Genomic DNA, 25384 nt, shown 5'->3' on the forward strand with positions numbered 1-25384 from the left:
CCGATCTGTTCGTGGGGGTGGCCGGCGGCTGCCGGAGCGGTCACTGGCCGAGCAGGGTCACGTTGTCGCCGAAGCGCATCAGCGGGCGGTAGTCGGCGGCGCGGGTGTGCCGCATGGTGCGCAGCATGGCGATGGCGCTGCCCCCCGCGTCGTCGGCCGCGATGATCGAACTGTCGTCGCCGACCAGGGTGGCGGTGATGGTGATGTGCTGCTCGATGTCCTGGAGGTCGGCCTCCAGGAGCGCGTCCCGGGCCAGCGCCACCTCGGGGGCGTTGGCGGCGAGCTTGTCGAAGGAGTCGGTCCACGTCCTGGCCAGGGTGCGCATGGCCTTGCGGAAGGCCTTGTGCTCCGGCTGGGTGCGTCCGGTGAGCGCGGCGGGGACAGCGGGCGGGCTCATGGTGGGCCGGACCTCGGCGTCGTAGCAGGGCGCGGACATGTCGCCGGAGTGCATCATCGCGGCGGTGAAGGCGCGGACGTACACCGCCGCCTCGCGCAGCGCGTCCCGGGCCGCCTCGGTCTCGCCGTCCTTGTTGCGGGCGAGCGCGCGGGTCACCGCCTCGGCGGCGGCGAGGTTGAGCACGAAGTAGAAGTGGTGGGTGATGACCCAGCGGGTCAGCTCGTCCTGGGCGGGCACGACGGGGGCGGGGCCGGCGGGGGTCTCGGGCGAGGCGGGGTCGCGTTCGGCGTCCCGGGGGGCGAGGCCCCGCAGCACCTGGATCACGGAGAGGACCTCGGCGGCCTGCTGGTTCAGCGTCAGGCGCGCGATGCGCAGGTCCGCCAGGGCGCGGGCGAGGACGACGGTGACCTCGGAGACGAGCCGGGCGTCGTCCAGCGGGGCGGTACGGACGCCGAAGTAGTCGTGGTTGGGGACGATCGGGGTGAGCGCCGCGGCGTCCGTCGGTTCCACCTGGGCGAGCGCGGCGAGCCGCTCCGTGGCCGTGACGGCGCTCTCCAGGGCCGCCCGGATCTCCTCCGGGCGGGCGCCCCGCGGGTTCAGCAGTTCGGTGTGCAGGGCCTCCAGGGCGGTCACGGCGTCGTCCAGGGCGGCCTCGACGGGCGCGCACGGCCGGGACCCCGCGCGGACCAGGTTGTTCGCGGGGAGGACGACGAGGGGGAGGTCGGGGCAGGCAGCAGACATGTCGGACACCTCGGTGCGTCGTGGCGTGGAACGGTGGAAGAGGGGGGGCGCCCGGTGCTCGGCCACGCGCCTCGGTGGGCTCGGCCGCGGGCGTGGCCGCGGGCTCGGCCGCGGTCGCGGTAATCGGCCGCGCGCCTCGGTGGGCACGGCCGCGCGCCTCGGTGGGCACGGCCGCGGGCCTCGGTGGGCTCAGCCGCGCGCGTGGCCGCGGGCCTCGTTGAGGAACTGCCCGAGGTAGCCGTCGTGCGGCAGGTACGGGTCCTGCCACCACCGGGCGACCGGGCCCTCGACGACGGTGCGCACACCGGGCAGGGCGAGTGCCTCCTCGACGAGGTCTGCGTCCGCGGTGAGCAGGCCGAGGGCGAGCGAGTCGTCCAGCGGCGCCGTGCCGTCGGACTTCCGCCAGGGCGCCACCCAGGCGCAGGGGAAGGGGAGTTCGGCCCCGAGCGCCGGATGGTCCGGGCGGTCGAGGACGAACACGGCGGGGTGCAGGGCGACGGCCTGCGCGCCCACGGAGGTCAGGGCCCCCTCGGGGAGCCGCGCGGCGACGAGGTCGGGAGCCGGTCCGGCGGCCGCGGCCGCGGCGGCGCGCAGCGCCTCCGCCTCGGGCCGGGGCCGCACCGGCAGCACCGCGCGGGCGTCGGTGACCGGGTGGGCGGGGAGCGCGGCCAGGCGCTCGGCGAGCCGCTCGGCCAGCAGCCGGTGGTCGCCCGAGGTCAGGACGGCGGTCGTGTTGGTGCAGCGGACTCCGCCGTCCCCCGCGATCTCGGCGACGAGATGGTCGAGGAGGGCCTCGTCGGCCTCGGTGTCGACGAGGATCTTGCTGCGTCCCGGCCCGCGCACCAGGACCCGGTCGTTGCCGCGCAGCCGGGCGACGGTGTCCTCGCCGCCGTAGACGAGGGCGAGGTCGCCCGCCTCGGTGAGGGCGTCCGCGGTGGCGTGCCCGCCGGGGAGCAGGGCGACCCAGTCGGGGTGGAGGCCGGCGGCGAGCAGGGCGCGGACCAGGCGCAGCGGGGTGAACGGGTCCCGGCCGCCGGGCCGTACGGCGACGCGGTAGCCCATGGCGATGGCCTGGAGCCAGGCGCCGTGGGTACCGGGGTGGTTGCTCGGCGCGACGACGGAGAGGATCGTGCCGCGGCGTACCCAGCGTGCCGTGGCACCGGCGCCGGCCGGGATCTGGCGGCGGACCGTCTCCCCGAGCGACTGCCCGTCGCGGGCCACGCGCTCCAGCACCCCGCGTGCCACGGAGACGGGCACACCGGAGGCGAGCGCCTGGAGCCGGCAGTACTCCTCGGGGCTCTGGCCGCCGAGGGTCGCCTCGGCGAAGAGCCGGCCGGCCTCGGCGAGCACGGCGAGGCGTTCGGAGAGGTCGAGTTCGGGCGAGCGGCGCATGGCCTTGACCGTCAGCCGGGCCACCAGGGGCGGGACCTCGTGCACGGTCGCCAGGGGTTCGCCGGTGACAGCACGCAGGACGCGGGTGTCGCGGGAGGTGCGTTCCTCCCCGGCGCGCAGCGCGGGAACGGATTCGCGCAGAGCGGGAACGGATAACAGCACGCGATCAACTTCCTTGTGTCCGGGCTCGGTTCGGCGTCTCTCCGGCCGGCCCCGGGCGGACCGGGACCGGCGGTGGAGCGGGTGCGGTCGGGTCAGAACGGCCAGCCGTCGAAGACCACGGCGCGGGCGGGCGCGGCCTCGACGTCGGCGACCTTGATGGGCAGCGCCATCAGCTGGACGACGGGGTTGGTGATGCGGCCGAGGTTCTGGATGTTCTCCAGGATCGGGATGCCGGCGGCGAGCAGGGCGCGGTGCACCTGGCCGCTGCGGTCGTCGGGCCGCTCGGTGATGCAGTCCATGCCGACCAGCACGGTGCCGTTCTCGGCCATCCACTCGGCCGCCGACACGGTGAGGTACGGGGGCTTGTCCCAGTAGTCCTCGCGTCCGAGGTAGCGGTCGGGGTGGTCGGTGCGGATCAGCAGGCGGTCCCCCTCCTGCCACACGTCGCGGACGGCCTTCTCCAGGTCCTCGCCCGTCACCGGTTCCAGGTCGCCCTTGTGGGAGAGGTCCGCGACGACGGCGCGGCCGACGAAGGTGCTCAGCGGCACCTCGTCGATCTTCTCCCGGTCCTCGAAGAAGTGGTACCCGGACTCCACGTGCGTCCCATTGTGGGGAAATATGTCCAGATTGGAGAAGGTCCTCCCGATCCCGGACGGGTCGGAGGCCGGCGTCATGGCGCGCCGAATGTGGAATTTCGGATACCACGGGGCGTCATAGGAGGGCATGCCCTCGGACCAGCCCTGACTAATGTCGATCAGCTCCACACCGCACTCCGTCACCTGGGCGAAATTAATCCCGCCGGGACGACGGGACCGGGGAGAAGGTAGCACGCCGAGGAGAAAACTCCAGAAGAAATATATTGGCTGAACGTTCAACGGAATGGGGATTCTTTAATTCCGGAAAGATGGCCATCCCAATGAGGCGCAATATTGGTTGAGCCTTTACCGATCTCCCCCAGCTTATTACTTTTCCTTTACTGTTGATGCTTAAATTTGTTCCGATTCGCCCCACTTGGGCGGTTGGTCTGCCGTGATACGCACTCTTTACACCTTCAAAACGGTATACGCGCAGGGATACACATTGATGACTAAAGATGCTTGATGTACCTTTTGCGCACTTCATGACGTTCCGCGGCTCTCCAGATTCCCGCTTGCGGGTCGGCGACAGGCTCGGCTACTGTCACCGACGGCTCAATAAGGGAAACGTGCAATTAGCTCATGGAAGGCCAATTCCGTGATCGTGATAATGGATTCGACGGCACCCCGAGAAAGTGCCGACAACGTCGCCGATACCCTTTCGAGAAACGGAATCGAAGCTTTCTTAACGATTCTCGACAAGGCCGCGGTACTCGTTTCGGAGAGCGCCGGCACACCGGAGCTGGCGGCCGCGGTGAGCGACCTCCCGGACGTCGCCCGGGTCCTGCGGGTCCCGGGGCCGCAGCGGCTCACCAGCCGGATCTTCCGCGAGGAGAACACCCGCGTCAGGGTCGGGAAAAACGTTCAGGCCGTTTTCGGCGGGACGGATTTCGTCGTCGTCGCGGGACCCTGCGCGGTGGAAAGCGCCGAACAGATGACCGGAATCGTCGACCTGGTGCAGGCCGCGGGCGCGATCATGCTGCGCGGCGGCGCCTTTAAGCCCCGCACCTCGCCGTACAGCTTCCAGGGGCTCGGACTCGCCGGGCTCGCGCTCCTCGCCGAGCAGCGCCGGCGCACCGGACTGCCGGTGGTCACCGAGGTCGTCACCCCGAAGGACGTCGAGTGCGTCGCCGAGGAGAGCGACATGCTCCAGATCGGCGCGCGCAACATGCAGAACTTCGAGCTGCTGCGCGAGGTCGGCGCGGCGGGCCGGCCCGTCCTGCTCAAGCGGGGCATGTCGGCCACGATCGAGGAGTGGCTGCTGGCCGCCGAGTACCTCCTGCACATGGGCAACGACGACGTCGTCCTGTGCGAACGCGGTATCCGCAGCTACGACCGCAACACCCGGTTCACGCTCGACCTCAGTGCCGTCGCCGAGGCCAAACGCCTCACCCACCTCCCGGTGATCGTCGACCCGAGCCACAGCACGGGGAAGCCGCACCTGGTCGGCCCGATGTCACTGGCCGCTGCCGCCGCCGGCGCCGACGGGCTCATCATCGACGTGCACAACGACGCCCGCGCCGCGCTGTGCGACGGCGCCCAGGCTCTCGACGGCGCCCAGTTCGCCACCGTGATGGACCAGTTGAGCCCGCTCCTGGAAGCCGTGGGCCGCAGGCTCGCACCGACCGCCCACCCCGCCGGTTCCCTCGCCTCGGCCTGACACCCGACTGGAGACCCCAGCATGTCTCGCCCCACCCACGACCCCTTCACCGCGGACCTCGCCCCGGAGGAGTTCGTGCCCGCCGCGATGCGGTGGCACTTCTCACCCGAGACCGGCTCCCCGTTCTGGCTCAAGCGCGCCGACGACCTCGGCTTCGACCCGCTCACCGACATCCGCACCTGGGACGACCTCGACCTCTTCCCCGACGTGAGCGAGGAGTGGCGCGCCGTCCCCGTCGACGACCTCGTACCGGCCGGAACCGCCGCCGAGCCCTGGGAGTTCCAGGTCTTCGACAGCGGCGGCACGACCGGCTCGCCCAAGCGCATCGTGGAGTCCCGCTCCCGCCGCAACGGCGTCCACTGGGTCAGCGAGGTCCTCGCCGAGCACGGTGTACCCGGCCACGGCGCCGGCCACTGGCTGCACATCGGCCCCACCGGGCCGCACATCGTGGGCCGCTCCGTCGGTCTGCTCGCCCAACTGCGCTCCACCTTCTGCCACTACATCGACTTCGACCCCCGCTGGGTCAAGAACTGCGTGCGCGAGGGCCGGGGCGAGGAGGCGGGGCGCTACGTCAAGCACATCCTCGCCCAGGCCGGCGACGTGCTCGCCACCCAGCCCGTCTCCGTGCTCTTCGCCACCCCGCCGGTGCTGGAGGCGCTCTGCGCCGACGACGCCCTCCTCGACCTGGTCCAGCGCAAGGTACGCGGCATCGTCTGGGCCGGCACCAGCGTCAGCCCGGAGACCCTGCGCGCCTTCGAGGAGGACCTCTTCCCCGACGCGGCCGTGGTCGGGCTGTACGGCAACACCATGATGGGCATCGCCCCGCAGCGGCCCCGCGAGAGCGACGACAGCCACCCGTGCGTCTTCGTCCCCTTCCACCCGTACAGCCGGGTGAAGGTCGTCGACCCCGAGCGGCCCACCGAGGAAGTGGCCCACGGGGAGCGCGGACAGGCCCGTATCAGTCTGCTCTCCCGCGACCTGCTGGTTCCCTGGACGCTGGAGCGGGACTCGCTCGTCCGGGTGGCCCCGACCGCGCGCTACCCGCAGGACGGGCTGGCCGACATCCAGGTGCACGCCGGTGACAGCGGGAAGACCGTCATCGAGGGGGTGTACTAGGCATGACCGTGGACACCGCGGCGGCACCCGCCGCGTTCACCCTCACCGCCGACGAGCACACCGACCTCGTGGACGTCTGCCGCGCGGGCGTCGAACGGGCCCGCGCCACCGGGCGCCACGCCCTCGTGAGCTGGGCCCGTCCCTGCGAACTCGCCGATCCCCTCGCGACCTGGGCGGGGGCCCGCACCCGCACCGGACGCTCGCTCTACTGGCGGTCGGCGTGGGACGGCACGACCGTCCTGGCCTTCGGCAGCGCCCACGACCTGCGCGGCACCGGCGCGGGCCGGCTGCCCGCGATCCGCTCGGCGTGGAACGCGCTGGTGCGCGAGACGGTCACCGGCGGTCTGCCCGGCCTGGGCCGAGGGCCGCTCGCCGTCGGCGGTTTCGCTTTCGCCGGACCCTCCGACGCCGGCCCCGGCGCACTCCCCGAGGCCCTGCTCTGGGTCCCCCTGCTGCAACTGCGCCAGTCGGCTCCGGCCGGCGCCGCGGACCCGGCCCCGCCCGGCACGACGGAACTGCGGCTCAACGCCCTGGTGGACGGCAGTGACGACCCCGAACTCCTCGCCCAGTCCCTGACCTTGCGGGCCGAGCGCTGCCTCGCCGCCCGGGACGGCACCGGACCGCGCACCGCGCCCCGCCCGGTCGCCAGCGTCGAGACGCCCGCCGCCGAGGAGTGGAAGGCCCTCGTGCGCCGCGCCACCGACCGGATGCGGGCCGGCGACTTCGAGAAGGTGGTGCTCGCCCGGCGCCTTGACGTCACCGCCGACCGGGACTTCGACGTGCCCGGGGCGGTCCGCCACCTGCTGGAGACGTACGCCGGGACGACCGTGTTCGCGCTCGGCCACGGCAGCACGACGTTCCTCGGCGCGACCCCCGAGTACCTCGTCCGGGTCGAGGACCGGGAGGTCGAGGCGCTCGGCCTGGCCGGCACCACTCCGCGCGGGGCCACCCCCGAGGAGGACCTGACGCTGGAGGGCGAACTGTCCGGCAGCGCGAAGCTCCGGCACGAGCACGAGGTCGTGGTGCGGATGCTGAGCGAGGCGCTCGCCGAGTCCTGTGTCGGCGTCACGGCCGACACCGAGCCGCGGGTGCTGAAGCTGGCCAACGTCCAGCATCTGTCCACCCCGGTGCGGGGCCGGCTGCCCGAGGGCTCGGCGGAGGGAGCCCTCGACCTCGCGGCCCGGCTGCACCCGACACCCGCGCTCGGCGGCCACCCGCGGACCGAGGCGCTGGAGTGGCTGGCCCGCAACGAGGGCTTCGACCGCGGCTGGTACGCCGGGGGCGTCGGCTTCACCGACGGCAGGGGCGACGGCCAGTTCGCCGTGGCCATCCGGTCCGCGCTGGTCCAGGGCGCCTCGGCCGCGCTGTACGCGGGGTGCGGACTTGTCGCCGGGTCCGACCCCGAGACCGAGTACGCGGAGACCTGCGCCAAGCTCCGTCCGATGCGCACCGCTCTCGGCCTCGGCCTCGGCTGATCCACACGGGCCCGGCGCGGTCCTCCCGGCAGGAGGCCGGCGCCGGGCCCCCTTCCCCTTCACGCCATCCGCCCTTCGGCCCACGAGAGAACGGTCACCGTGACCCTGGAGAACATCGTCGTCGTCGGCGGCGGGCTGGCCGGCGCGCACACCGCCGCCGCACTGCGCGCCCGCGGCCACCGAGGCGCGCTCACCCTCGTCGCCGCTGAGCCCCATCCGCCCTACGACCGCCCGCCGCTCACCAAGACGGTGCTGGCCGGTGCGGAGGAGGACACCTCCTTCCCCACCGACTGGGCGGCGCTCGGCGTCGAACTGCGCCTGGGCGAGCGAGCCGAGGCCCTCGACCTGCACGACCACGCCCCGGGCGGCGTCCTGAAGACCTCGGCGGGCGCCCTCGCCTTCGACGGACTGGTCCTCGCCACCGGCGCGGAGCCCGTCCGGCTGCCCGGCACCGGGCGACAGCACCTGGTCCGTACCGTGGACGACGTCCGCGCGCTGCGCCCGCTGCTGCGCCCCGGTATCCGTCTGGCGCTGGTCGGCGCCGGGTGGATCGGCGCCGAGGTCGCCACGGTCGCGGCCGCCCAGGGGTGCCGGGTCACCGTGGTGGAGGCCGGACCCGCCCCGCTCGCCGCGGCGGTGGGCGCCGAGGTCGGCGGCCGGACCGCCCCCTGGTACGCGGCGGCCGGCGTCACCCTGCGCTGCGGCACCGCCGTCACCTCGGTCGACCCCGGTGGACTGCGCCTGGCGGACGGGGAGTTCCTCGCCGCGGACGTGGTGGTCGTGGGCGTCGGCGCCCGGCCCGCGGTCGACTGGCTCACGGACTCCGGGCTGGAGATCGCGCGCGGCGTCGTGGTCGACGAGTCCCTGCGGACCGGGCGCCCCGAGGTGGTGGCGCTCGGCGACTGCGCCGCCTGGTGGTCACCGCGCTACCGGCGGCACATGGTGGTCGAGCACTGGGACACCGCGCTGAAGGCGAGCGAGCAGGCCGCCGCCGCCCTGCTCGGCGAGGACGTCCGCCACGACCCGGTCCCGTACTTCTGGTCGGACCAGTTCGGCCGCACCGTGCAGTACGCGGGCGATCACCGGGACGCGGACCGGACGGTGCTGCGGGGCTCGCCGGAGGACCCCGCCTGGGCCGTGCTGTGGCTGGCGGGCGACCGGCTGTGCGCCGTGCTCGCCGTGGACCGCCCCCGCGACCTGGTGCAGGCGCGGCGCGCCCTCGCCCGGGGCTGCGAGGTCGACCTCCCCGCCGCCACCGACCCCGGCACCGCGCTGCGCGACGCCCTGCGCGCCGCCTGAGAACCACGCCGCCCGCTGTCCGCGCGCCCGGTGACATCCGCGCCGCCTGCGAACCCGGAGAGGACACCCCGCAGATGACCACCACGCACCAACCACCCCGGTTCCGTACGGCACTTGACGGGCTCACCGGCTATCGGCCCGAGGAACCGGCCCGCTCCCCCGACGGCCGTTCCTACGCGCTCGCCGCCAACGAGACACCGTTCGGCCCGCTGCCCGAGGTGGCACGGGCGATCCAGGAGGCGGCCCAGGGCATCAACCGCTACCCGGACAACGGCGGCCGGGCCCTCGCCGCCGAGCTGTCCACCCGCTTCGGACTCGACCCGGAGGGCATCGCGCTCGGCTGCGGTTCGGTCGGCGTCACCCAGCAACTGCTCACCGCAGTCGCCGAACCGGGCGCCGAGATCCTCTACGCCTGGCCGTCCTTCGAGGCGTACCGCCTGCTGACCCGGCTCGCCGGGGCCACCTCCGTCGAGGTGCCCCTGCGCGAGGGCCGGCACGACCTCGCGGCGATGGCGGAACGGATCACCGGACGCACCCGGCTGGTCTTCGTCTGCAACCCCAACAACCCGACCGGCACGGTCGTGGGCGGCGCGGAGTTGGAGGAGTTCCTGGACCGGGTGCCGGCCGACTGCCTGGTCATCCTGGACGAGGCGTACCACGAGTACGTCCGCGACCCCGAGGTCCCCGACGGCCTGACCCTGCTCCCGCGCCACCCCCGGCTCGTCGTCCTGCGCACCTTCTCCAAGGCGTACGGGCTCGCCGGACTGCGCATCGGCTACGCGGCCGGACATCGCGAGGTCATCGGCACCCTGCGCAAGGCGTACCTGCCCTTCAGCGCGGGCAGTGTGGCCCAGGCGGCGGCGATCGCGGCACTGCGCTCGGGGGACGAAGTGGCCAGGAGGACGGACGTCATCACGGCGGAGCGCGCTCGCGTCACCGCCGCGCTCACCGCGCACGGACACCCCGTGACGCCGAGCGAGGCCAACTTCCTGTGGCTGCCGCTCGGCGAGAGCGCCGCCGCGTTCGGGGCGCACTGCGCGAGCGCGGGCGTCTCGGTACGGGCCGTGGCGGGCGCCGGTGTCCGCGTCACCCTCGGTCTGCCCGCCGACAACGACGCCTTCCTCGCGGCCGCCACCGTCTTCCCGCCGACCTGATCTGGCCCGACCCGGGCTGACCCGGGCTTACCTGATCCGACCTGATCCGACCTGACCCGTACCTGTTCGTATGCGAGCGACGAGCCGGCGGCGCCCCGGCTCGCTCTTGGGAGATGTATGTCCTTCCTCCGTCCCCGGTTCCCGGGCGAACGCGCCCTGGTCTCCGGAATCGCCGTGGACGCGGTCGGCTCCGGCATGTACGTGCCGTTCAGCCTGGTGTTCTTCGCCCATGTGACGGGCCTGCCCCTGCCGCTGATCGGCCTGGTCCTCACCGTCACCGGACTCGTCGGCATCGCCGCCGTCCCCCTGGTGGGCATCGTCGTGGACCGGTTCGGCGCCCGGGTCACCCAGATCTCCCTGTACGTCGTGCGCGGTGTCAGCTTCGCCTGCTTCCCGCTCGCCGACACGCTCCCGCTCTTCGTCGTGGTGGCGCTGCTCACCTCGGTCGGCACCCGCGCCTTCCGGCCCGCCCAGGACGCCCGGCTCGCCGAACTCGCCGAGGGCACCGACCGCGACCGGCTCCAGGCGCTCAGCCGCAGTCTGAGCAACGCGGGCCTCGGGGCGGGCACCCTGATCGCGTCCGTGGTCATCGCCACCGCGGGCGACTTCGGCTACACGGTCACCGCCTGGGTCAACGGCGCGAGCTTCCTCGCCGCCGGCTTCCTCGCCTCCCGCACCCCGGCCGCGCCGCCGCGCGCACCGGCAGCGCCGCGGGCCCGCGGCGGCGGCTACCGGGTCGTCGCCAAGGACCGGCCCTTCCTGACCCTGGTCTGCGCCAACCTGCTCGTCGCCCTCGGCTTCTCGGCGCTCACCTCGCTCCTCCCGCTGTACGCGACGGGCTGGCTGGACCTGCCGGAAGGGCTCCTCGGCAGCGCCTTCCTGCTCAACACGGTGGTGTGCGCGACCCTCGGCGTCCCCGTCGCCGCCCTCGCCCGGCGCCGCTTCACCTCCCGGACCCGGGCCGCCGCGGCCGGCGCCGCGCTCTTCGCCGTCGCCTTCCTCGCGCAGGCCGCGCTCGGCACCGTACGCCCGGACGGCGTTCCGCTGCTCATGGCCGGGCTGCTGGGCGCGGTGCTGGTGATGACGGTGGGCGAGATGCTGTACAGCCCGTCCTCCGGTGCGCTGTCGCAGTTCGCCGCGCCGCAGTCGCTGCGCGGCCGCTACCTCGCCACCTACCAGCTGTCCTGGTCGCTGGCGTACGCCCTGGGCCCGACTGTGTTCACCTCGCTGCTCACCGTCGACGGACGGCTGCCCTGGCTGCTGGTGGCGGCGACGGCGGCGCTCGGCGCGCTGCTGATGCTCCGTCTGGAGCGGCGTCTGCCGGCCGACGCGGTCGCCTTCGTCCCCGCGCCCGCACCCGGCAAGCCGGCCTCCACCGCCACCGCCTGACCCCGAATCCGCCACCGCCACCGCCTGACCCCGAATCCGCCACCGCCCGACCCCGCCCCCGGAACCGCCCGACCCCGCCCCCCGCACCACGATATGGAGAGTAGACATGGACCGCGTCACCCTGACCGAGGCATACCTGGCGGAGTTGGAGTCCGCCGGGCTGTCGAGCGAGGAGTTGCTCGGCGGCCTGCCGCAGAACAAGATCCTCAACAGTGACAAGCCGAACGGGATGGGCCTGTGGCTCGCCCGCCCGGTCTTCCTCGGCGGCGAGGAACTCGCCCGGCTCGCCGGGGACCTCGACCATCTGCTGACCGCGCTCGACAGCCTGCCCGAGAAGCTGTTCGGCGGTGACTTCGGCGCCTTCGCGCGCGCCGTCGGGCTGAGCGAACCGCAGGTCGAGGCGGTGCTCCAGAACCGCGGCGAGCGGATGACCCGGCAGAGCCGGGCCGACCTGGTCTGTGACGGCGACGGCTTCAAACTGCTCGAACTCAACATCGGCAGCGCGATCGGCGGCGTGGACAACGTCGACGTCTGCCGGGAGCTCCTGGAGGTCCCGGTCCTCGCCGAGTTCGCCGAGCGGCACGGGCTGACCTTCGTCGACTCGCTGCGCGAGCAGGTGCACAACATCCTCACCGAGACCGGGTTCTCGGCCGGGGACCACCCGGTCGTCGCGCTCACCGAGTGGCCCACGGCCTTCTCCGACGAGCTGCCCTACATGACGCAACTGTGCGAGCGCTGGAACGAGTTGGGCCTCGACGCCACCCCCTGCCACCTCGGTCAGCTGGAGGTGCGCGAGGGCCGGGTGTGGCTCGGGGACCGGCCGGTCGACATCATCGTGCGCACCTTCCTCATCCGGGACGTGACCACCCCCGACGCCCCCGCCCTGACCGGCCCGGTCTTCGACGCCGCCCGCCGCGGCGAGGTGAAGGTCTTCACGCCGCTGGACACCTCCGCCTACGCCAGCAAGGCGGCCCTCTCGCTGCTGTCGGAGGAGGGCAACCGCCATCTGTTCGCGCCCGAGATCCTGGAGAGCCTCGACCGCATCCTGCCCTGGACCCGCCGGGTGCGCCGCGAGGAGGTGACGCTGGAGAGCGGCGAGCGCGTCGACCTCGTCGAGTACGCCCTGACGCACGCGGAGGACCTGGTCCTGAAGCCGACCTCCCTCTCCGGCGGCAAGGGCGTCGTCCTCGGCTGGGCGGAGGACCTCACCCCCGAGGCGTGGCGTGCCCACGTCCTGGCCGCGCTGGACAGCCCGCACGTGCTGCAACGCCGGGTGCGGCCCGCGCAGGAGACCGTCCCGGTGCCGGGCGGCGGGGTGGACCGGTTCCGTCCGGTGTGGGGGATCATCACCGGCGTCAACGGCTTCATCGGCGGCAGCGTCCGGGCCATCCCGTCCGCCGCCGGTGACGTGGTGGTGAACGTCGCCAACGGCGCCCATGTCGGCGCGCTCCTGCACGAGGCGCCCGCCCCGTCCGTCTGACCCGGGGCCCGGCCCCCTCCCCCAGCCCGTCCTTCCCAGGGAGACCACCGTCATGAGAGCAGCCGTATTCCACGGCAGGCGCGACATCCGGGTCCAGGAGTGGCCCGACCCGCCGGCCCCCGGGCCCGGGGAGATCCAGCTCGCCGTGGTGCGCGCGGGCATCTGCGGTACGGACGTGGAGGAGTTCGCCTCCGGCCCGCACCTCATCCCGCTCACCGCGCCGCACTTCGCCAGCGGCCACCAGGGGCCGCTGGTCATCGGCCACGAGATGGTCGGCGAGGTGGTCGCGACCGGCCCCGGCGTCGACACCTTCCGGACGGGGGACCTGGTCGTCCCCGGTTCCGGGGTGTCGTGCGGGCAGTGCCGCTGGTGCCTGCGGGGGCGGACCAACGTCTGCGGGCGCTACTACACGCTGGGCCTGCACGTCGACGGCGGTCTCGCCGAGCGGGTCAACGTCCCGGCGCGGATCAGCCGTTCGGCGGGTGGCCTCGACCCGGACGTCGCCATCATGGCGCAGCCGCTCGCCGTCGCCCTGCGGGCGGTACGCGGCATCGCGCCCGAGCCGGGCCGTACCGTCGTGGTGATCGGCCTGGGCAGCATCGGGGCCCTCGCGGTGGCCGCCTGCGCGGCCAGGGGCGTGGAGACGATCGGCGTCGACGTCACGGCCGGCCGGCTGGAGACGGGGCGCCGGGCCGGTGCCGGGCTGCTCGTCGACGCCTCGCGGGAGGACGCCGCCGCGGTGATCAGGGCGGCCACGGACGGCCACGGCGCGGACGTGGTGATCGAGGCGTCGGGCGCCACGGCCGGTCTCGCGACGGCGATGAACGCGGTGTGCCGGGGCGGGCACGTGCGCCTGGTCGGCCTGCACCGCGACCCCTCACCGCTCGATCTGACGCGGCTCGTGCTGGAGGAGATCACCCTCGACACCTCCAAGGTCCACATCTGCGACCAGGACCTGCCCGAGGCGCTGGCCCTGCTCACCGCGCACCCGGAGATCGCCACGACGGCGCTGGACGACGTGATCCCCCTGGACCGCCTGGTCCCGGACGGCTTCGCCCGAGTCGAACGGGGTGACGTGGCGGGCAAGGTGGTGGTCCGGCCGATGTAGTCGACGCCGGGTGCGAGCGGCCCGCCCGCACCCGGTGACGACGAAGTCCCCGTCCGCGTCGTTCAGTTCGGGCGGGCGCCCAGCAGTTCGTCGATGTCGTTCAGTTCGGGCGGGCGCCCAGCAGTTCGTCGGCGACGGAGGTACGCGCGTACAGCACGGACCGGCCGACCCGGTGCGCGCTGACCAGGCCGGCGTCCCGCATCGCGGTGAGGAACTGGGATACCCCGGCGGGCGAGATACCCGTACGGCGGGCCAGTTCGGTGGTGGAGGCGGGCGCCTCCAGCTCGGTCAGCAACAGGGTGCGCGAACGGCCGAGCACGGCGGCGACCGCGGCGGACCGGGAGGGCGCCGACCGCTCCCACAGCACGCCCACCCCCCGCGCCGGGTAGGCGAGTTGGAGCGGCTCGGCGTCACGGACCACCGTCAGCAGACCCGGTCCGGCGAACACCGACGGGATGAGCAGCAGCCCCGCCCCCTTGGTGGCACGGTTCAGCGTCTCCGGCCGGCGCACCAGGCGCAGCGTGTTGTCGTCCCAACTGACCTTTTCGTGCAGCCCGTTGAACAGGGCTCCCGCGCCGTGCTCGGCGACCTGCCGGGCCCGGTGGAAGACATCGGCGTCCAGAACCGTGCGCATCCGCTGCCAGTACGGCGCGAGCGCCAGCTCCCAGTACTTCTGGATCTCCGCGGCGAGGTCGGCCAGCCGGTCCTCGGGGTCCGCTTCCAGGGAGCGCCGCCGCGCGGAGGGCCCGCCCACGTGCCGCTCCAGATGGTCCAGGTCCCGGCGCACCGTCTCGGCGGCCGATCCCCGTACCGCGTCCAACTCCTCTTCCAGCGTGGGGGCGTGGCCGGCGGGGACGGGGTTGAGGAAGTCCGGGAGGTAGCCGCTCGGGGGGATCAGCGCCGCCAGCCAGCCGCGGTCCAGTTCGGCCGCCGCGAGCCGCGGGCGCACCTGCTCGACCCAGGGGAAGTGGACCGCTGCCGTACGCGCGGAGCGCAGCAGCCGGTAGCTCGTGACGACCTCCCACATGGGTGAGATCGCGAACCGCATCCGAGCCAGGTCGCTGGCCGAGAACTCCATCTCCGCCAGGGCGGATCGCCTCCCGCATTCAGTCACCACTGAATCATTTGTCGGGCTAGCGCGGGGCCGCACATCATGCGGCCATGTTCTCCTCGTACAAGGGCCTGCCCCGCACCGCCTGGGTCATCTTCGGCGGCGTGATCGTGAACCGCCTGGGCTTCATGGTGGTGCCGTTCCTAGTTTATTACCTCGGCTCACGGGACGTCAGTACGTCCCAAACCACCTGGGTCCTGGGCTGTCTTGGCATCGGCACCCTCGTCGGGCCGCTGCTCAGCGGGGTGCTCGCGGACAGTTGGGGCCGCCGCTCGACCATGGTCACCGGGCTGGTGGGCACGGCCGTCGCGCACGGTCTGCTGTTCGCCGCGCCCAACCTGGTGACGCTCGCGCTGGCGGCCTCCGTGCTCAGTGTCTGCGGCACGATGGTCAGCCCCTCCGCCAACGCGCTGCTCGCCGAGTCCGTGGACGCCGAACGCCGTCGCAACGCGTTCTCGCTCGTCTACTGGGCCGTCAACATCGGCAGCGCCGGCGCCGGCATCCTCGGCGGCTTCCTCGCGGAGAACGGCTACTGGCTGCTCTTCACGGTCGACGCGGTCAGTTCCCTCGCCTTCGCGGTGATCGCGGTGAGCCTGCTCCCCGCGGGCAAGCGGTCGACGCCCGCACCGGCCGGGCAGGGCGGGGGCTACGGCGTGGTCCTGCGCGACCCGCTGATGCGCGGGCTGCTGCCGCTGTTCGGCGTCACCCTCGCCATCTACTCCCTGACCGAGGCGGGCCTGCCGCTCGCGATCCGCGACGACGGCCTCTCCCCGAAGGTCCTCGGCGTGATGGCCACCCTCAACGCGGTCCTGGTGGTCGTCCTCCAGCCGCTCGCCACGACCGTCCTCGCCAAGGCCCGCCCGCTCGTCGTGTACGTCTTCGCGGCCGGCCTGATAGCGATCGGTGTCGCGCTCACCGGTATCGCCGACGACATGTGGACCTACGGCGCGACCGTCGCGGTCTGGTCCCTCGGCGAGGCCGCCATCGGCGGCATCCACTCGGCGACGGTCCAGAGCATCGCCCCGGAACACGCGCGGGGCCGCTACCAGGGCGCGTTCCAGTGGCTGTGGGGCTCGTCCCGCTTCCTCGCGCTGACCGTGGGAACGGCCGTCTACGCCCACGCGGGCCCCGCGTACCTGTGGTGGTTCTGCGCGGTGGCGGGCATCCTGGCCCCCCTGGGCGTCCTCGCCCTGGCCCCGGCCATCGACCGGCGCACGGCGGAGATCGAGAAGGCGAAGGCGGAGGAGGCCGAGGGGGCTGCGGCGGTCGCGTCGGACTAGGACCTGACGCCCCCTGCATCCGGCGGTGCGTACGCTCAGTCAGCGTACGCGCACGTTCGGTGGACCGTACGTGTCACCGTCGGCGACCATGGCCGAAGTCGAAGCGGTCGGGCGGCGGGTGGCACAAGGAGGTGTCCGGCGGTGGCTTACGAGAACACGGGGGCGGCGGGCGGCAGCACGGGCGCGGAGGTGTCGGACAGCCTGCGCACCTTCGGCGCGGTCGTCCAGGCCTTACGGGAACACGCGGGCCTGAGCCGAGAGGAGTTCGGCGCGGTCATCGGCTACTCGAAGCACACCGTCGCCTCCGTCGAACAGGGCCGCCGCATGCCCGACCGCGACTTCGTGGAACGAGCCGAACCCGCACTCGGCGACACCGGAGCCCTGCGCAGAGCGGCACCGCACCTCTCCCGACAGGCCGGACTGGCCAGCTGGTTCCGCCAGTGGGCACGGCTGGAGGCACAGGCGGTGACCCTGTGGACGTACGAATGCCGGGTGATTCCCGGCCTGCTCCAGACCGAACGGTACGCGCGAGCGGTGACGGAGAGCGTGCCGCCCGTGAAGGACGAGGAGCAGGTGGCCAAGCAGGTCGCGGCCCGACTGGAACGTCATCAACTCTTCGACCGCAGGCCGCCGATCGCCTTCAGCTTCATCATCGAGCAGGCACTGATCGAGCGGGGCACCGGAGGCCCCGAGGTGACGCGGGAACTGCTGGACAGCCTCCTGGAGAGGTCGTCGCAGTTCAATGTGGAGTTGCAGGTCATGCCGAGCTACCAGCCCGAACACGCGGGCTTCGACGGTCCGTTGATGCTCCTGGAGTCTCCGGACAACCAGTGGTTCGGCTACGCCGAAGGACAGCGTGGCGGGATGCTGATCACGAGCTCCAAAGAGGTCAGCATCATGCTCCAGCGGTATGCGAAACTGCGTTCCCAGGCTCTCAACTCGGACGATTCCAGGAGCCTGCTGAAGCGACTGCGAGGAGCGCTATGAGCAGCATCGACGAACGGGCCTGGTTCAAGAGCAGCTATAGCGGCTCGGACGGCGACGCCTGCGTCGAGGTCGCGACGAGCACCGCGGCGATCCACGTCCGGGACTCCAAGGACCACCGCAGCCCCGAACTCGCCCTCTCCCGCACGGCCTGGCAGGAATTCGTCACCCACACCGCCCGGAGCTGACCGTCGGCGGTGCCGTAGGCCGACCCGCTAGCCGACCCCGGCGGACGCGCCGCCCCTCATGCCCAGGCGTGCCTGCTCCTCCTCGACGATGCGGCGGGCCAGCTCGGTGTCCGAGACGTCGACCGCGTCCGGGGTGGCCTCGGCCACGGCGCTGCGGCGGGCGTAGGCGTCGAACAGGCGGGTCTTGTCCTCCAGCATCCGCACCATGCGTTCGTCCACTCCCCCGGTGGCGAGCAGGCGGTGCACGCGGACCGGCCTGACCTGGCCCATGCGGTGGGCGCGGGCCACCGCCTGGTGCTCGATGGTCGGCTTGATCTGCGGTTCGCAGATGATGACGACCGAGGCGGCCTGCATGTTGAGGCCGACACCGGCCGCCTGGATCTGCGCGACGAGCACGGCCGGCCCGGGGACCCCGGCGAAGTCGTCGACGATCTGCTGCCTGCGCGCGGCGGCGACACTTCCGGTGAGCGGACCGAAGACCGGACCGAGGACCGCGGTGCCGGACGCCGGGCTCTCCTCCAGTGCCGCCTTCACCACACCCAGGACGTCCTTGAAGTAGGAGAAGACCACTGTCTTCTGCCCGTTCTCGCCGGCCTCCTGAACGATCTCGCGGAGCCGGTCCAGCTTGGCCGACTTCTCGGGGCTCAGGTACGCGGCCCGGCGCATCGCCATGAAGTTGCCCGCGCGCACGGCGTCGCGGTACGCCTCCTCGTCCGCCGCGCTCAGCTCCTCCCACTCGTCCGTGTGCTGAAGACTGGGCAGTTCCGTCAGGACGTCCTCCTGGTTGCGCCTGAGATAGACCGGGGCGACGGCCTTGCGGAAGGCGACCGAACCCGCCAGCGCGTCCCGCTCGCCCAAGGAGTCGGCGACCCCCGCGTCGAGCATCCGCACCAGGTTGCGGAACTCCGCGACCCGGTTCTCCATCGGCGTCCCGGTCATGAACAGGCTGCGCTCGCAGCGCTCCGTCCACAGCGCGACCGACTGGGACCGCTTCGTCTTGGGGTTCTTCACCGAGTGAGCCTCGTCGACGACCAGGAGTCCGACCTCCCCGCCCCCGGGCGCCGGAAAACCGCGCAGGGCGTCGAACGTGGTCACCCCCACCCCGCCGCGCCCCTTCCAGTCGGCGAACGCTTCGTGCCGGTCGGGACCGTGCAGCACCGTGACGCGCAGGGCGCTGCGGGCCTCGATCTCCCGGGTCCAGTTCACGAGCACGCTCGCCGGGCAGACGACCATGAAGTGGCTCTGACCCTCGGCGGCCAGGTGGGCCAGCACCGCGATCGCCTGGATGGTCTTGCCCAGGCCCATCTCGTCGCCGAGGATCACCTTGCGCTGCGCGAGCGCGAACCGCGCCCCGAACGCCTGGTAGCCGCGCAGGGAGACCCGGCGGTGCGTGTCGTCGAGGTGCTGGGTGCGCACCCGCTCGGCGATCTCGTCCGGCAGGAAGCCCTCCGCGGCGGCCGCGTCGGGCAGTCTCCCGGAGATCTCGGCGAGCAGGCTGTAGTACTCGGCGGAGCGGAGTTCGAAGTCGACCCAGGCCGCGATGTCGGACGGGGGGCCGCGCAGCAGGTCCACCGATGCCTGGGCGATCAGTTCGGGCAGGCCCGCCCGCTCCGCCTCGTCCGCCAGCGTGCGGATGCCGTCGACCGCCGCGAGGGCGCGGGCCCGCTTCTCCTGGCCGGCCAGCAGCATCCTGAGGCGCCCGGCCGCGGGCCTCGCGTCGGACAGCAGCGGGCCGATCCGTTCCGCCAGGTCCGCGGCCCGGTCCACGGCGCGCCGGGCCTCCGGTCCCGCTTCCACCAGGACGTGCAGGGCCGTGACGAGTGCGGTGGTGCTCGGCTCGGGCCGGTCCACGTCGATGTGGACGGCCACCGTCTCGTGCACGGCCTCGGAGAGCCGGCGGGCCGCGGCGAGCATCTGGTCGACCGTGCGCTGACCCACGCCCGGAATCTGGCGCAGCCGGTACGGGCCGGCGTCGAGGACACGGCCCACCGTGCGCAGGCCGCTCTTCTCCACGCTCCCGAGCCGCAGACGCCCTTCGGTGACGTCCTGGAGCCGGGCGACGGGAATGGCGTCCAACTCCCGTGCGACCGCGGCGTCGTGGATCGGCCTGAGCGCCGCCCGCACCGCATCGACCGCCCGGGTGTGGTCACCGGCCACCGCCAGCGCCGCCTCGTGGAGTCGCGCGCCCCTCGCGACCGTCTCCCGCTCACCCCGCCCCACGTGCCCGCCCCTCTCTCACCGTCCCCGCATCCTCCCACCACGCAGCCCGTCCGGTACGCCGCCCAGGGCGCCGGGGTCGCTCCGGCCCCGCACCCGCCTTCCGCCGCTCACAGCGCCCAGGCGGTCAGGAGATCGCCGGGGCCGTAGGCGGCGTCGAGCCCCGGGCAGTCGACTCCGCTGCGCGAGACCGCCACGACGGGAACAGGACCGTCGGTGAGGGCCGCCCGGTGTCGGTGGAGGGCCGCCAGGTCGTGCCGGTCGAAGGGCGACCTCTCCAGCCACTTGACGGAGCCGACGAAGAGCAACTCCTTGGCGACGGGGGCCCGGTCGGCCCCGACGATGTCGATCTCGACGTCGTTGGTGCGGGTCCAGTAGCCGCCCACCGCGGGGGCCGCGGGCAGCTCGCCGTCGGGCAGGATCCGCGCCAGGGCCTCGCGGACGAGGGGTTCGACGGCCCGTCCGCGCCAGCTGGTCCAGCTCTCCCGGATCCGCGCCAGGGTCAGATCGCCCCGCCCGCGCTCGATCTCCTCCATGGACGGGCCGAGCAGGTGCAGCCAGAACCGCAGATAGGGATCCGCCACCCGGTAGCGACGGTCCTTCGACGGACGGAGCGACACGGGCAGTTCCGCGGCGACGATCCGCTTGTCCGTGAGCGACTCCAGCGCGCGTTGCAGGGGCGTGGCCCCGATACCTCCGGCCGCGCGGGCGATGTTGGTGAAGGTGCGCTCGCCGCTGCCGATGGCCGCCAGGACCCTGCGCGCCTGGGCCTGCGGGGGGAACTCGGCGGCCAGCGAGCGCTCGGCCGACACCAGCAGGGCCGAGACCGGGTCGCTCAGCGCCTCGCCGAGGAAGTCCCAGAGCCCCGCGCCCCGTGGCCACTCCGCGCAGATCAGCGGCAGCCCGCCGGTGACCAGCGCGGCGTCGAAGGCGTCCGGCGGAGCCAGCCCGAGCATCCGCCCCACCTCGGCGGGGTTGAGCGGCCCCAGCACCATCTCCCGGCCGCGCTGGTGGAAGGGGCGCCCATAGCTGTTCAGCGCCTCCATCATCGACAGGTCGGAACCGATGAGGACCAGCAGCACCGGCTTGGTCTCCAGCACCCGGTCCCAGGCCCGCTGGAGCATCCCCTCGAAGGCGCCCTCGGCATCCATCAGATACGGCACCTCGTCGATGACCAGCACGCTCGCCCGGTCGGCGGGCAGCGCCGCGGCCAGCACGTCGAACGCGGCGTCCCAGCTCTCCGGCCGAGCGGCCGCCACCAGCCCCGCCGAAGGCAGCGTGGACGCCTGGGCGTCCCGGGCCAGCCGCGCCAGATCGTCCCTGGGGGACGCCCCGGTCGCCGCGTAGAACAGGAACGGGGCCCCGGAGTGCTCCGCGAACCGTTCGACCAGTCGCGACTTGCCCACCCGGCGCCGCCCGCGCAGCATCACGCACCGCCCGGGCCGCTCCCCACCGACCCCGGCCGCCACCTTCCGCAGCTCCCGCTCCAGCGTCACCAACTCCTGCCGACGCCCCACGAACTCCACCACGCCCGCCGACCTCCCCGCATGACACTAACAATGATGTTACTAACGTTTACGTTAGCATCATGGACGGCAACGCAAAGGGTCCGACCCCTCAGGAGTCGGACCCCAGCAGCGACGCGCCGTCGGCTAGACGTTGAAGCGGAACTCCACCACGTCCCCGTCCTGCATCACGTACTCCTTGCCCTCCATGCGGGCCTTGCCCTTCGCGCGGGCCTCGGCGACCGAGCCGGTTTCCACCAGGTCGGTGAAGGAGATGACCTCCGCCTTGATGAAGCCCTTCTGGAAGTCGGTGTGGATGACACCGGCCGCCTCGGGGGCCGTGGCGCCCTTCTTGATGGTCCAGGCGCGGGATTCCTTGGGGCCGGCCGTGAGGTAGGTCTGGAGGCCGAGGGTGTTGAAGCCGACGCGGGCGAGGGTGGCCAGGCCGGGCTCCTCGGCGCCGACCGACTCCAGCAGCTCCATCGCGTCCTCCTCGTCCAGCTCGGCGAGGTCCTGCTCCAGCTTGGCGTTGAGGAAGATCGCCTCGGCGGGGGCGACCAGCGCGCGCTGCTCGTCCTTGAAGGCGTCGTCGGTCAGCTCGTCCTCGTCGACGTTGAAGACGTAGAGGAACGGCTTCGTCGTGAGCAGGTGCAGGTCGTGCAGCAGCTCGGCGCGCTCGCTGCCCTGGACGATGCCCGCGGAGAACAGGGTGTCGCCCTTCTCCAGGATCTCCTTGGCCTCCTCGACCGCCTTCACCTTCGGGGCGATGTCCTTCTTGATCCGCGAGTCCTTCTGGAGGCGCGGCAGGACCTTCTCGATGGTCTGGAGGTCGGCGAGGATCAGCTCGGTGTTGATCGTCTCGATGTCGTCCTTGGGCGAGACCTTGCCGTCGACGTGGACGACGTTCTCGTCCTTGAAGGCACGGATGACCTGGCAGATCGCGTCCGACTCACGGATGTTGGCCAGGAACTTGTTGCCCAGGCCCTCGCCCTCGCTCGCGCCGCGCACGATGCCCGCGATGTCGACGAAGTCGACGGTCGCCGGGAGCACGCGCTGGGAGGAGAAGATCTCGGCCAGCTTCGTCAGACGCGGGTCCGGGACGCCGACCACCCCGACGTTCGGCTCGATCGTGGCGAACGGGTAGTTGGCCGCCAGCACGTCGTTCTTGGTCAGGGCGTTGAACAGGGTCGACTTGCCGACGTTGGGCAGACCGACGATTCCGATCGTGAGCGACACGTTGTTTCCCGTACGTGAGAGGAGAGGACTGGGGGCGGGTGGGGCCGATCCACCAGTCTACGGCGTGACCCGCCCGGCACCGGCTGCGTATCGAACGCTTGGCCAAGGTGGCCCCCTCGGCGTGTCTGAAGGGCGATTCGGCACATAAACAGACCTAAGTTGGTCCAGTGGAGCAACACAGGACGCGACCTGCCCAGGACCGACCGCGACGCGGCGGCTCCGCCCTGCCTCCGCAGGCGGCCCGCGGGGGCGGCAACACGGCGGCCGGCCGGGGTACGGAGGGCGCCCCGCCCCGTACCGTACGGCCCCGGCGCCCCCAGGCCCAGCGCGACGCCGGACCGCGGCGGCCCGCGGCGGCGCCCCGGCGGCCCACCGCCCCGCTGCCGAAGGCGCTCGGCCGGATGCCCAACCCCCGTCTCACCGGGCTCGGCGTCGGACTGTTCTGCACGGTCCTGATGCTCACGCTCGGTTCCCTGACCGCCCTGCTGTTCGGCTCCTCGCTCACGGTCTACGGCGTGCTGTTCCTGCCCGTGTGCGCGCTGACCGCGCTGTGGGTGCGCCGGGCGGACCTGGTCACCGCGGTCATCATCGTGCCGATCGCCTTCGCGGTCGGGCTGGTCCCGGTCGCCGACGGCGGCAGCGGCACCGGGGACCGGCTGATGAGCCTGTTCACCGCCCTCGCCACCCAGGCCGGGTGGCTGTACGGCGGAACGCTGGTCACGGGCCTGCTGATCATCGCCCGCCGGACGCGGCTGGTGGCCCACCGGGCCGCCGCCCGGCGAGCGGCGGCCGAGCAGCCGGGGCCCGGCGGGACCCCGACCCGCTAGGTCACGGACAGGGCCCAGGACCGGCCTACGACTCCTTCGCCGCCCGCATCGCCGCGCCGACGATGCCCGCGTTGTTCTGGAGCTGGGCGGGGACGATCTCCGCCCTGATGCCCTCGATGTGGGGCAGGAACTTGTTCGCCTTGCGGCTGACGCCGCCGCCGATGACGAAGAGTTCCGGCGAGAACAGCATCTCCACATGGGCGAGATACTTCTGCACCCGGTGCGCCCAGTGCTCCCACGTCAGCTCGTGGTCCTCCCGGGCCTTGCTGGAGGCGCGCTTCTCGGCGTCGTGGCCGTGCAGCTCCAGATGGCCGAGTTCGGTGTTGGGGACCAGGACGCCGTCGACGAACAGGGCGCTGCCGATGCCGGTGCCGAAGGTCAGCAGGATCACCGTGCCGCTGCGGTCCCGTCCGGCGCCGAAGGCGATCTCGGCGACGCCCGCCGCGTCCGCGTCGTTGACGACGGTGACGGGCAGGCCGCCCAGGCGTTCACCGAACAGCGCGCGGGCGTCGGTGTCGATCCAGCTCTTGTCGACGTTGGCCGCCGTACGGATCGTCGATCCGCCGGTCACCACGCCGGGGAAGGTCAGGCCGACCGGTCCCGTCCAGCCGAAGTGGTCGACGACCTCTTTGACGCCGTCGGCCACCGCGTCGGGCGTCGCCGGATGCGGGGTCAGCACCTTGTGACGCTCCTGGGCGAGGTCGCCCCTGTCCAGGTCCACAGGGGCGCCCTTGATGCCCGACCCGCCGATGTCCACGCCGAAGATCTGCATGGCTCCACGTTACGACGGAGGACTGACCGTCACTCCCGGGAGGCGCCCTTGCGCTCCGCGATCAGGGCCGCGGCCTCCTCGCGCAGGTCCCGGCGCAGCTCCTTGGGGAGCGAGAAGGTGATCGACTCCTCGGCGGCCTTCACCAGCTCGACATCGCCGTAGCCGCGCTGGGAGAGCCACTCCAGGACCTCCTCGACGAGGACGTCCGGTACGGACGCGCCGGAGGTGACGCCGACCGTGGTGACGCCCTCCAGCCAGGCCTCGTCGATCTCGCTCGCGAAGTCCACGAGGTAGGCCTCGCGGGAGCCGGCCAGCTTGGCGACCTCGACCAGCCGCACGGAGTTGGAGGAGTTGCGCGAGCCGACCACGATGACCAGCTCGGCCTCGGCGCCCATCTGCTTCACGGCGAGCTGACGGTTCTGCGTGGCGTAGCAGATGTCGTCGCTCGGCGGCGAGATGAGCTGCGGGAACTTCTCCTGGAGGGCGTCGACGGTCTCCATGGTCTCGTCGACGGAGAGGGTGGTCTGCGACAGCCAGACGACCTTGGAGGGGTCGCGGACCTCGACCTTGGCGACGTCCTCGGGGCCGTCGACCAGCTGGATGTGGTCGGGGGCCTCGCCGGAGGTGCCGATGACCTCCTCGTGGCCCTCGTGGCCGATCAGCAGGATGTCGTAGTCCTCGTTGGCGAAGCGGACGGCTTCCTTGTGGACCTTGGTGACGAGCGGGCAGGTGGCGTCGATGGTGGCGAGCTGTCCGCGCCGGGCCTCGTCGTGGACGACGGGGGCCACGCCGTGCGCGGAGAACATCACGATGTTGCCCGGCGGCACCTCCTCCGTCCGCTCGACGAAGACGGCGCCCTTCTTCTCCAGGGTCTGGACGACGTACTTGTTGTGCACGATCTCGTGCCGGACGTAGATCGGAGCCCCGTACTGCTCCAGGGCTTTCTCGACGGCGATCACGGCGCGGTCCACACCCGCGCAGTAGCCCCGGGGGGCGGCGAGCAGGACACGGCGGCCAGGCGAAGCAGTCATGCGTCCCATCGTAAGGCCGCGTTCGGCGGCCCGAAGATCGCGTCGGGGACGACCACTCAGGACGATGGCGGCATGTCCGACATTGGTACGGCGTCCGCTACGCCCGCCCCGGAGGGCCGCCGCGGGGTGGCGGGCCGGGCGGGGGTGAGTCGGGTGCCCGTGCCCGGGGGACGGTTCCGGGCACGTCAGGGGGCGGTTCGATGTCGGTGGGGGCGGATACGCTCA

Annotated in this window: 21 protein-coding genes; 12 read left to right on the forward strand and 9 right to left on the reverse strand. The window is 72.6% G+C overall.

Going from position 1 to position 25384, the window contains the following annotated elements; genetic code table 11:
* Positions 1 to 40: 40 nt before the first annotated feature.
* The 3 genes from AB0E07_RS12445 to AB0E07_RS12455 all read right to left on the reverse strand — a co-directional run bounded on the left by AB0E07_RS12445 (position 41) and on the right by AB0E07_RS12455 (position 3522).
* A complete protein-coding gene (locus AB0E07_RS12445) occupies positions 41 to 1138 on the reverse strand; it encodes a hypothetical protein (RefSeq protein WP_362249316.1) in 1098 nt (365 codons plus the stop codon).
* Between the two features lie 189 nt (positions 1139 to 1327).
* On the reverse strand, positions 1328 to 2692 hold the full coding sequence (locus AB0E07_RS12450; RefSeq protein ID WP_362249318.1) for an aldehyde dehydrogenase family protein: 1365 nt from the start codon (positions 2690 to 2692) through the stop codon (positions 1328 to 1330).
* A 92-nt stretch (positions 2693 to 2784) separates the two neighbouring features.
* Positions 2785 to 3522 (reverse strand): cyclase family protein, encoded by a 738-nt coding sequence (locus AB0E07_RS12455; protein ID WP_362249650.1) that lies wholly within the window; start codon positions 3520 to 3522, stop codon positions 2785 to 2787.
* A 415-nt stretch (positions 3523 to 3937) separates the two neighbouring features.
* Between AB0E07_RS12455 and aroF the strand changes: the two genes are divergently transcribed.
* The 8 genes from aroF (at position 3938) to AB0E07_RS12495 (ending at position 14008) form a co-directional block, all read left to right on the forward strand.
* Positions 3938 to 4987, forward strand: a complete 1050-nt coding sequence (aroF, locus tag AB0E07_RS12460) for a 3-deoxy-7-phosphoheptulonate synthase (RefSeq protein WP_362249653.1) — start codon at positions 3938 to 3940, stop codon at positions 4985 to 4987.
* Positions 4988 to 5008: 21 nt separating this feature from the next.
* Complete coding sequence (locus tag AB0E07_RS12465) at positions 5009 to 6103, forward strand: AMP-binding protein (protein WP_362249321.1); 1095 nt, start codon at positions 5009 to 5011, stop codon at positions 6101 to 6103.
* Between the two features lie 2 nt (positions 6104 to 6105).
* The gene (locus AB0E07_RS12470) at positions 6106 to 7578 is read left to right on the forward strand and encodes an isochorismate synthase (RefSeq protein ID WP_362249324.1); all 1473 of its coding nucleotides are present in this window, start codon (positions 6106 to 6108) and stop codon (positions 7576 to 7578) included.
* Between the two features lie 99 nt (positions 7579 to 7677).
* Complete coding sequence (locus AB0E07_RS12475; RefSeq protein ID WP_362249327.1) at positions 7678 to 8877, forward strand: FAD-dependent oxidoreductase; 1200 nt, start codon at positions 7678 to 7680, stop codon at positions 8875 to 8877.
* A gap of 74 nt (positions 8878 to 8951) precedes the next feature.
* Positions 8952 to 10031, forward strand: coding sequence for a histidinol-phosphate transaminase (gene hisC / locus AB0E07_RS12480; protein ID WP_362249329.1), 1080 nt, complete (start codon positions 8952 to 8954; stop codon positions 10029 to 10031).
* 117 nt (positions 10032 to 10148) lie between these two features.
* On the forward strand, positions 10149 to 11420 hold the full coding sequence (locus tag AB0E07_RS12485; RefSeq protein ID WP_362249332.1) for an MFS transporter: 1272 nt from the start codon (positions 10149 to 10151) through the stop codon (positions 11418 to 11420).
* A 106-nt stretch (positions 11421 to 11526) separates the two neighbouring features.
* Positions 11527 to 12900: a hypothetical protein gene (locus AB0E07_RS12490; protein WP_362249335.1), complete on the forward strand. Its 1374-nt coding sequence runs from the start codon at positions 11527 to 11529 to the stop codon at positions 12898 to 12900.
* A 52-nt stretch (positions 12901 to 12952) separates the two neighbouring features.
* Positions 12953 to 14008 carry an alcohol dehydrogenase catalytic domain-containing protein gene (locus AB0E07_RS12495; RefSeq protein WP_362249338.1) on the forward strand — a complete coding sequence of 352 codons (1056 nt, stop codon included), beginning with the start codon at positions 12953 to 12955 and terminating at the stop codon, positions 14006 to 14008.
* Positions 14009 to 14108: 100 nt separating this feature from the next.
* Here AB0E07_RS12495 and AB0E07_RS12500 read toward each other — a convergent pair whose 3' ends face one another.
* A complete protein-coding gene (locus AB0E07_RS12500) occupies positions 14109 to 15086 on the reverse strand; it encodes a DUF5937 family protein (RefSeq protein WP_362249656.1) in 978 nt (325 codons plus the stop codon).
* 83 nt (positions 15087 to 15169) lie between these two features.
* On the opposite strand from AB0E07_RS12500, the gene AB0E07_RS12505 reads away from it, so the two are divergent.
* From AB0E07_RS12505 to AB0E07_RS12515, 3 genes are all read left to right on the forward strand, one after another.
* A complete protein-coding gene (locus AB0E07_RS12505; protein WP_362249341.1) occupies positions 15170 to 16399 on the forward strand; it encodes an MFS transporter in 1230 nt (409 codons plus the stop codon).
* A 141-nt stretch (positions 16400 to 16540) separates the two neighbouring features.
* Positions 16541 to 17386, forward strand: coding sequence for a helix-turn-helix transcriptional regulator (locus AB0E07_RS12510; RefSeq protein ID WP_362249344.1), 846 nt, complete (start codon positions 16541 to 16543; stop codon positions 17384 to 17386).
* Positions 17383 to 17571, forward strand: coding sequence for a DUF397 domain-containing protein (locus AB0E07_RS12515; RefSeq protein ID WP_362249347.1), 189 nt, complete (start codon positions 17383 to 17385; stop codon positions 17569 to 17571). The genes AB0E07_RS12510 and AB0E07_RS12515 overlap by 4 nt, the downstream gene beginning before the upstream one ends.
* Positions 17572 to 17598: 27 nt before the next feature.
* Here the strand turns inward: AB0E07_RS12515 and AB0E07_RS12520 are convergent, their stop codons facing one another.
* The 3 genes from AB0E07_RS12520 to ychF form a co-directional block, all read right to left on the reverse strand.
* Positions 17599 to 19791 (reverse strand): DEAD/DEAH box helicase, encoded by a 2193-nt coding sequence (locus tag AB0E07_RS12520; RefSeq protein ID WP_362249350.1) that lies wholly within the window; start codon positions 19789 to 19791, stop codon positions 17599 to 17601.
* Between the two features lie 107 nt (positions 19792 to 19898).
* Complete coding sequence (locus AB0E07_RS12525) at positions 19899 to 21317, reverse strand: ATP-binding protein (RefSeq protein WP_362249352.1); 1419 nt, start codon at positions 21315 to 21317, stop codon at positions 19899 to 19901.
* A gap of 123 nt (positions 21318 to 21440) precedes the next feature.
* Positions 21441 to 22529, reverse strand: coding sequence for a redox-regulated ATPase YchF (gene ychF / locus AB0E07_RS12530; protein ID WP_362249355.1), 1089 nt, complete (start codon positions 22527 to 22529; stop codon positions 21441 to 21443).
* A 167-nt stretch (positions 22530 to 22696) separates the two neighbouring features.
* On the opposite strand from ychF, the gene AB0E07_RS12535 reads away from it, so the two are divergent.
* The gene (locus AB0E07_RS12535; protein WP_362249359.1) at positions 22697 to 23356 is read left to right on the forward strand and encodes a DUF6542 domain-containing protein; all 660 of its coding nucleotides are present in this window, start codon (positions 22697 to 22699) and stop codon (positions 23354 to 23356) included.
* A gap of 25 nt (positions 23357 to 23381) precedes the next feature.
* Here the strand turns inward: AB0E07_RS12535 and ppgK are convergent, their stop codons facing one another.
* Together ppgK and AB0E07_RS12545 are read right to left on the reverse strand one after the other, a co-directional pair.
* The gene (ppgK, locus tag AB0E07_RS12540; protein ID WP_362249362.1) at positions 23382 to 24128 is read right to left on the reverse strand and encodes a polyphosphate--glucose phosphotransferase; all 747 of its coding nucleotides are present in this window, start codon (positions 24126 to 24128) and stop codon (positions 23382 to 23384) included.
* A 29-nt stretch (positions 24129 to 24157) separates the two neighbouring features.
* Complete coding sequence (locus AB0E07_RS12545) at positions 24158 to 25168, reverse strand: 4-hydroxy-3-methylbut-2-enyl diphosphate reductase (RefSeq protein ID WP_362249365.1); 1011 nt, start codon at positions 25166 to 25168, stop codon at positions 24158 to 24160.
* Positions 25169 to 25384: the final 216 nt, after the last annotated feature.

The organism is Streptomyces sp. NPDC048002, from assembly GCF_040653275.1.
Classification (GTDB): Bacteria; Actinomycetota; Actinomycetes; order Streptomycetales; family Streptomycetaceae; genus Streptomyces.

What these genes read in the sequence shown, in the direction of transcription:
- AB0E07_RS12445 (WP_362249316.1), bottom strand. Translation starts at nt 1,138, where the DNA reads ATGTCTGCTGCCTGCCCCGACCTCCCCCTCGTCGTCCTCCCCGCGAAC.
- AB0E07_RS12490 (WP_362249335.1), top strand. Translation starts at nt 11,527, where the DNA reads ATGGACCGCGTCACCCTGACCGAGGCATACCTGGCGGAGTTGGAGTCC.
- AB0E07_RS12495 (WP_362249338.1), top strand. Translation starts at nt 12,953, where the DNA reads ATGAGAGCAGCCGTATTCCACGGCAGGCGCGACATCCGGGTCCAGGAG.
- hisC (WP_362249329.1), top strand. Translation starts at nt 8,952, where the DNA reads ATGACCACCACGCACCAACCACCCCGGTTCCGTACGGCACTTGACGGG.
- ppgK (WP_362249362.1), bottom strand. Translation starts at nt 24,128, where the DNA reads ATGCAGATCTTCGGCGTGGACATCGGCGGGTCGGGCATCAAGGGCGCC.
- aroF (WP_362249653.1), top strand. Translation starts at nt 3,938, where the DNA reads ATGGATTCGACGGCACCCCGAGAAAGTGCCGACAACGTCGCCGATACC.
- AB0E07_RS12470 (WP_362249324.1), top strand. Translation starts at nt 6,106, where the DNA reads ATGACCGTGGACACCGCGGCGGCACCCGCCGCGTTCACCCTCACCGCC.
- AB0E07_RS12515 (WP_362249347.1), top strand. Translation starts at nt 17,383, where the DNA reads ATGAGCAGCATCGACGAACGGGCCTGGTTCAAGAGCAGCTATAGCGGC.
- AB0E07_RS12545 (WP_362249365.1), bottom strand. Translation starts at nt 25,168, where the DNA reads ATGGGACGCATGACTGCTTCGCCTGGCCGCCGTGTCCTGCTCGCCGCC.
- AB0E07_RS12485 (WP_362249332.1), top strand. Translation starts at nt 10,149, where the DNA reads ATGTCCTTCCTCCGTCCCCGGTTCCCGGGCGAACGCGCCCTGGTCTCC.
- AB0E07_RS12465 (WP_362249321.1), top strand. Translation starts at nt 5,009, where the DNA reads ATGTCTCGCCCCACCCACGACCCCTTCACCGCGGACCTCGCCCCGGAG.
- AB0E07_RS12505 (WP_362249341.1), top strand. Translation starts at nt 15,170, where the DNA reads ATGTTCTCCTCGTACAAGGGCCTGCCCCGCACCGCCTGGGTCATCTTC.
- AB0E07_RS12500 (WP_362249656.1), bottom strand. Translation starts at nt 15,086, where the DNA reads ATGGAGTTCTCGGCCAGCGACCTGGCTCGGATGCGGTTCGCGATCTCA.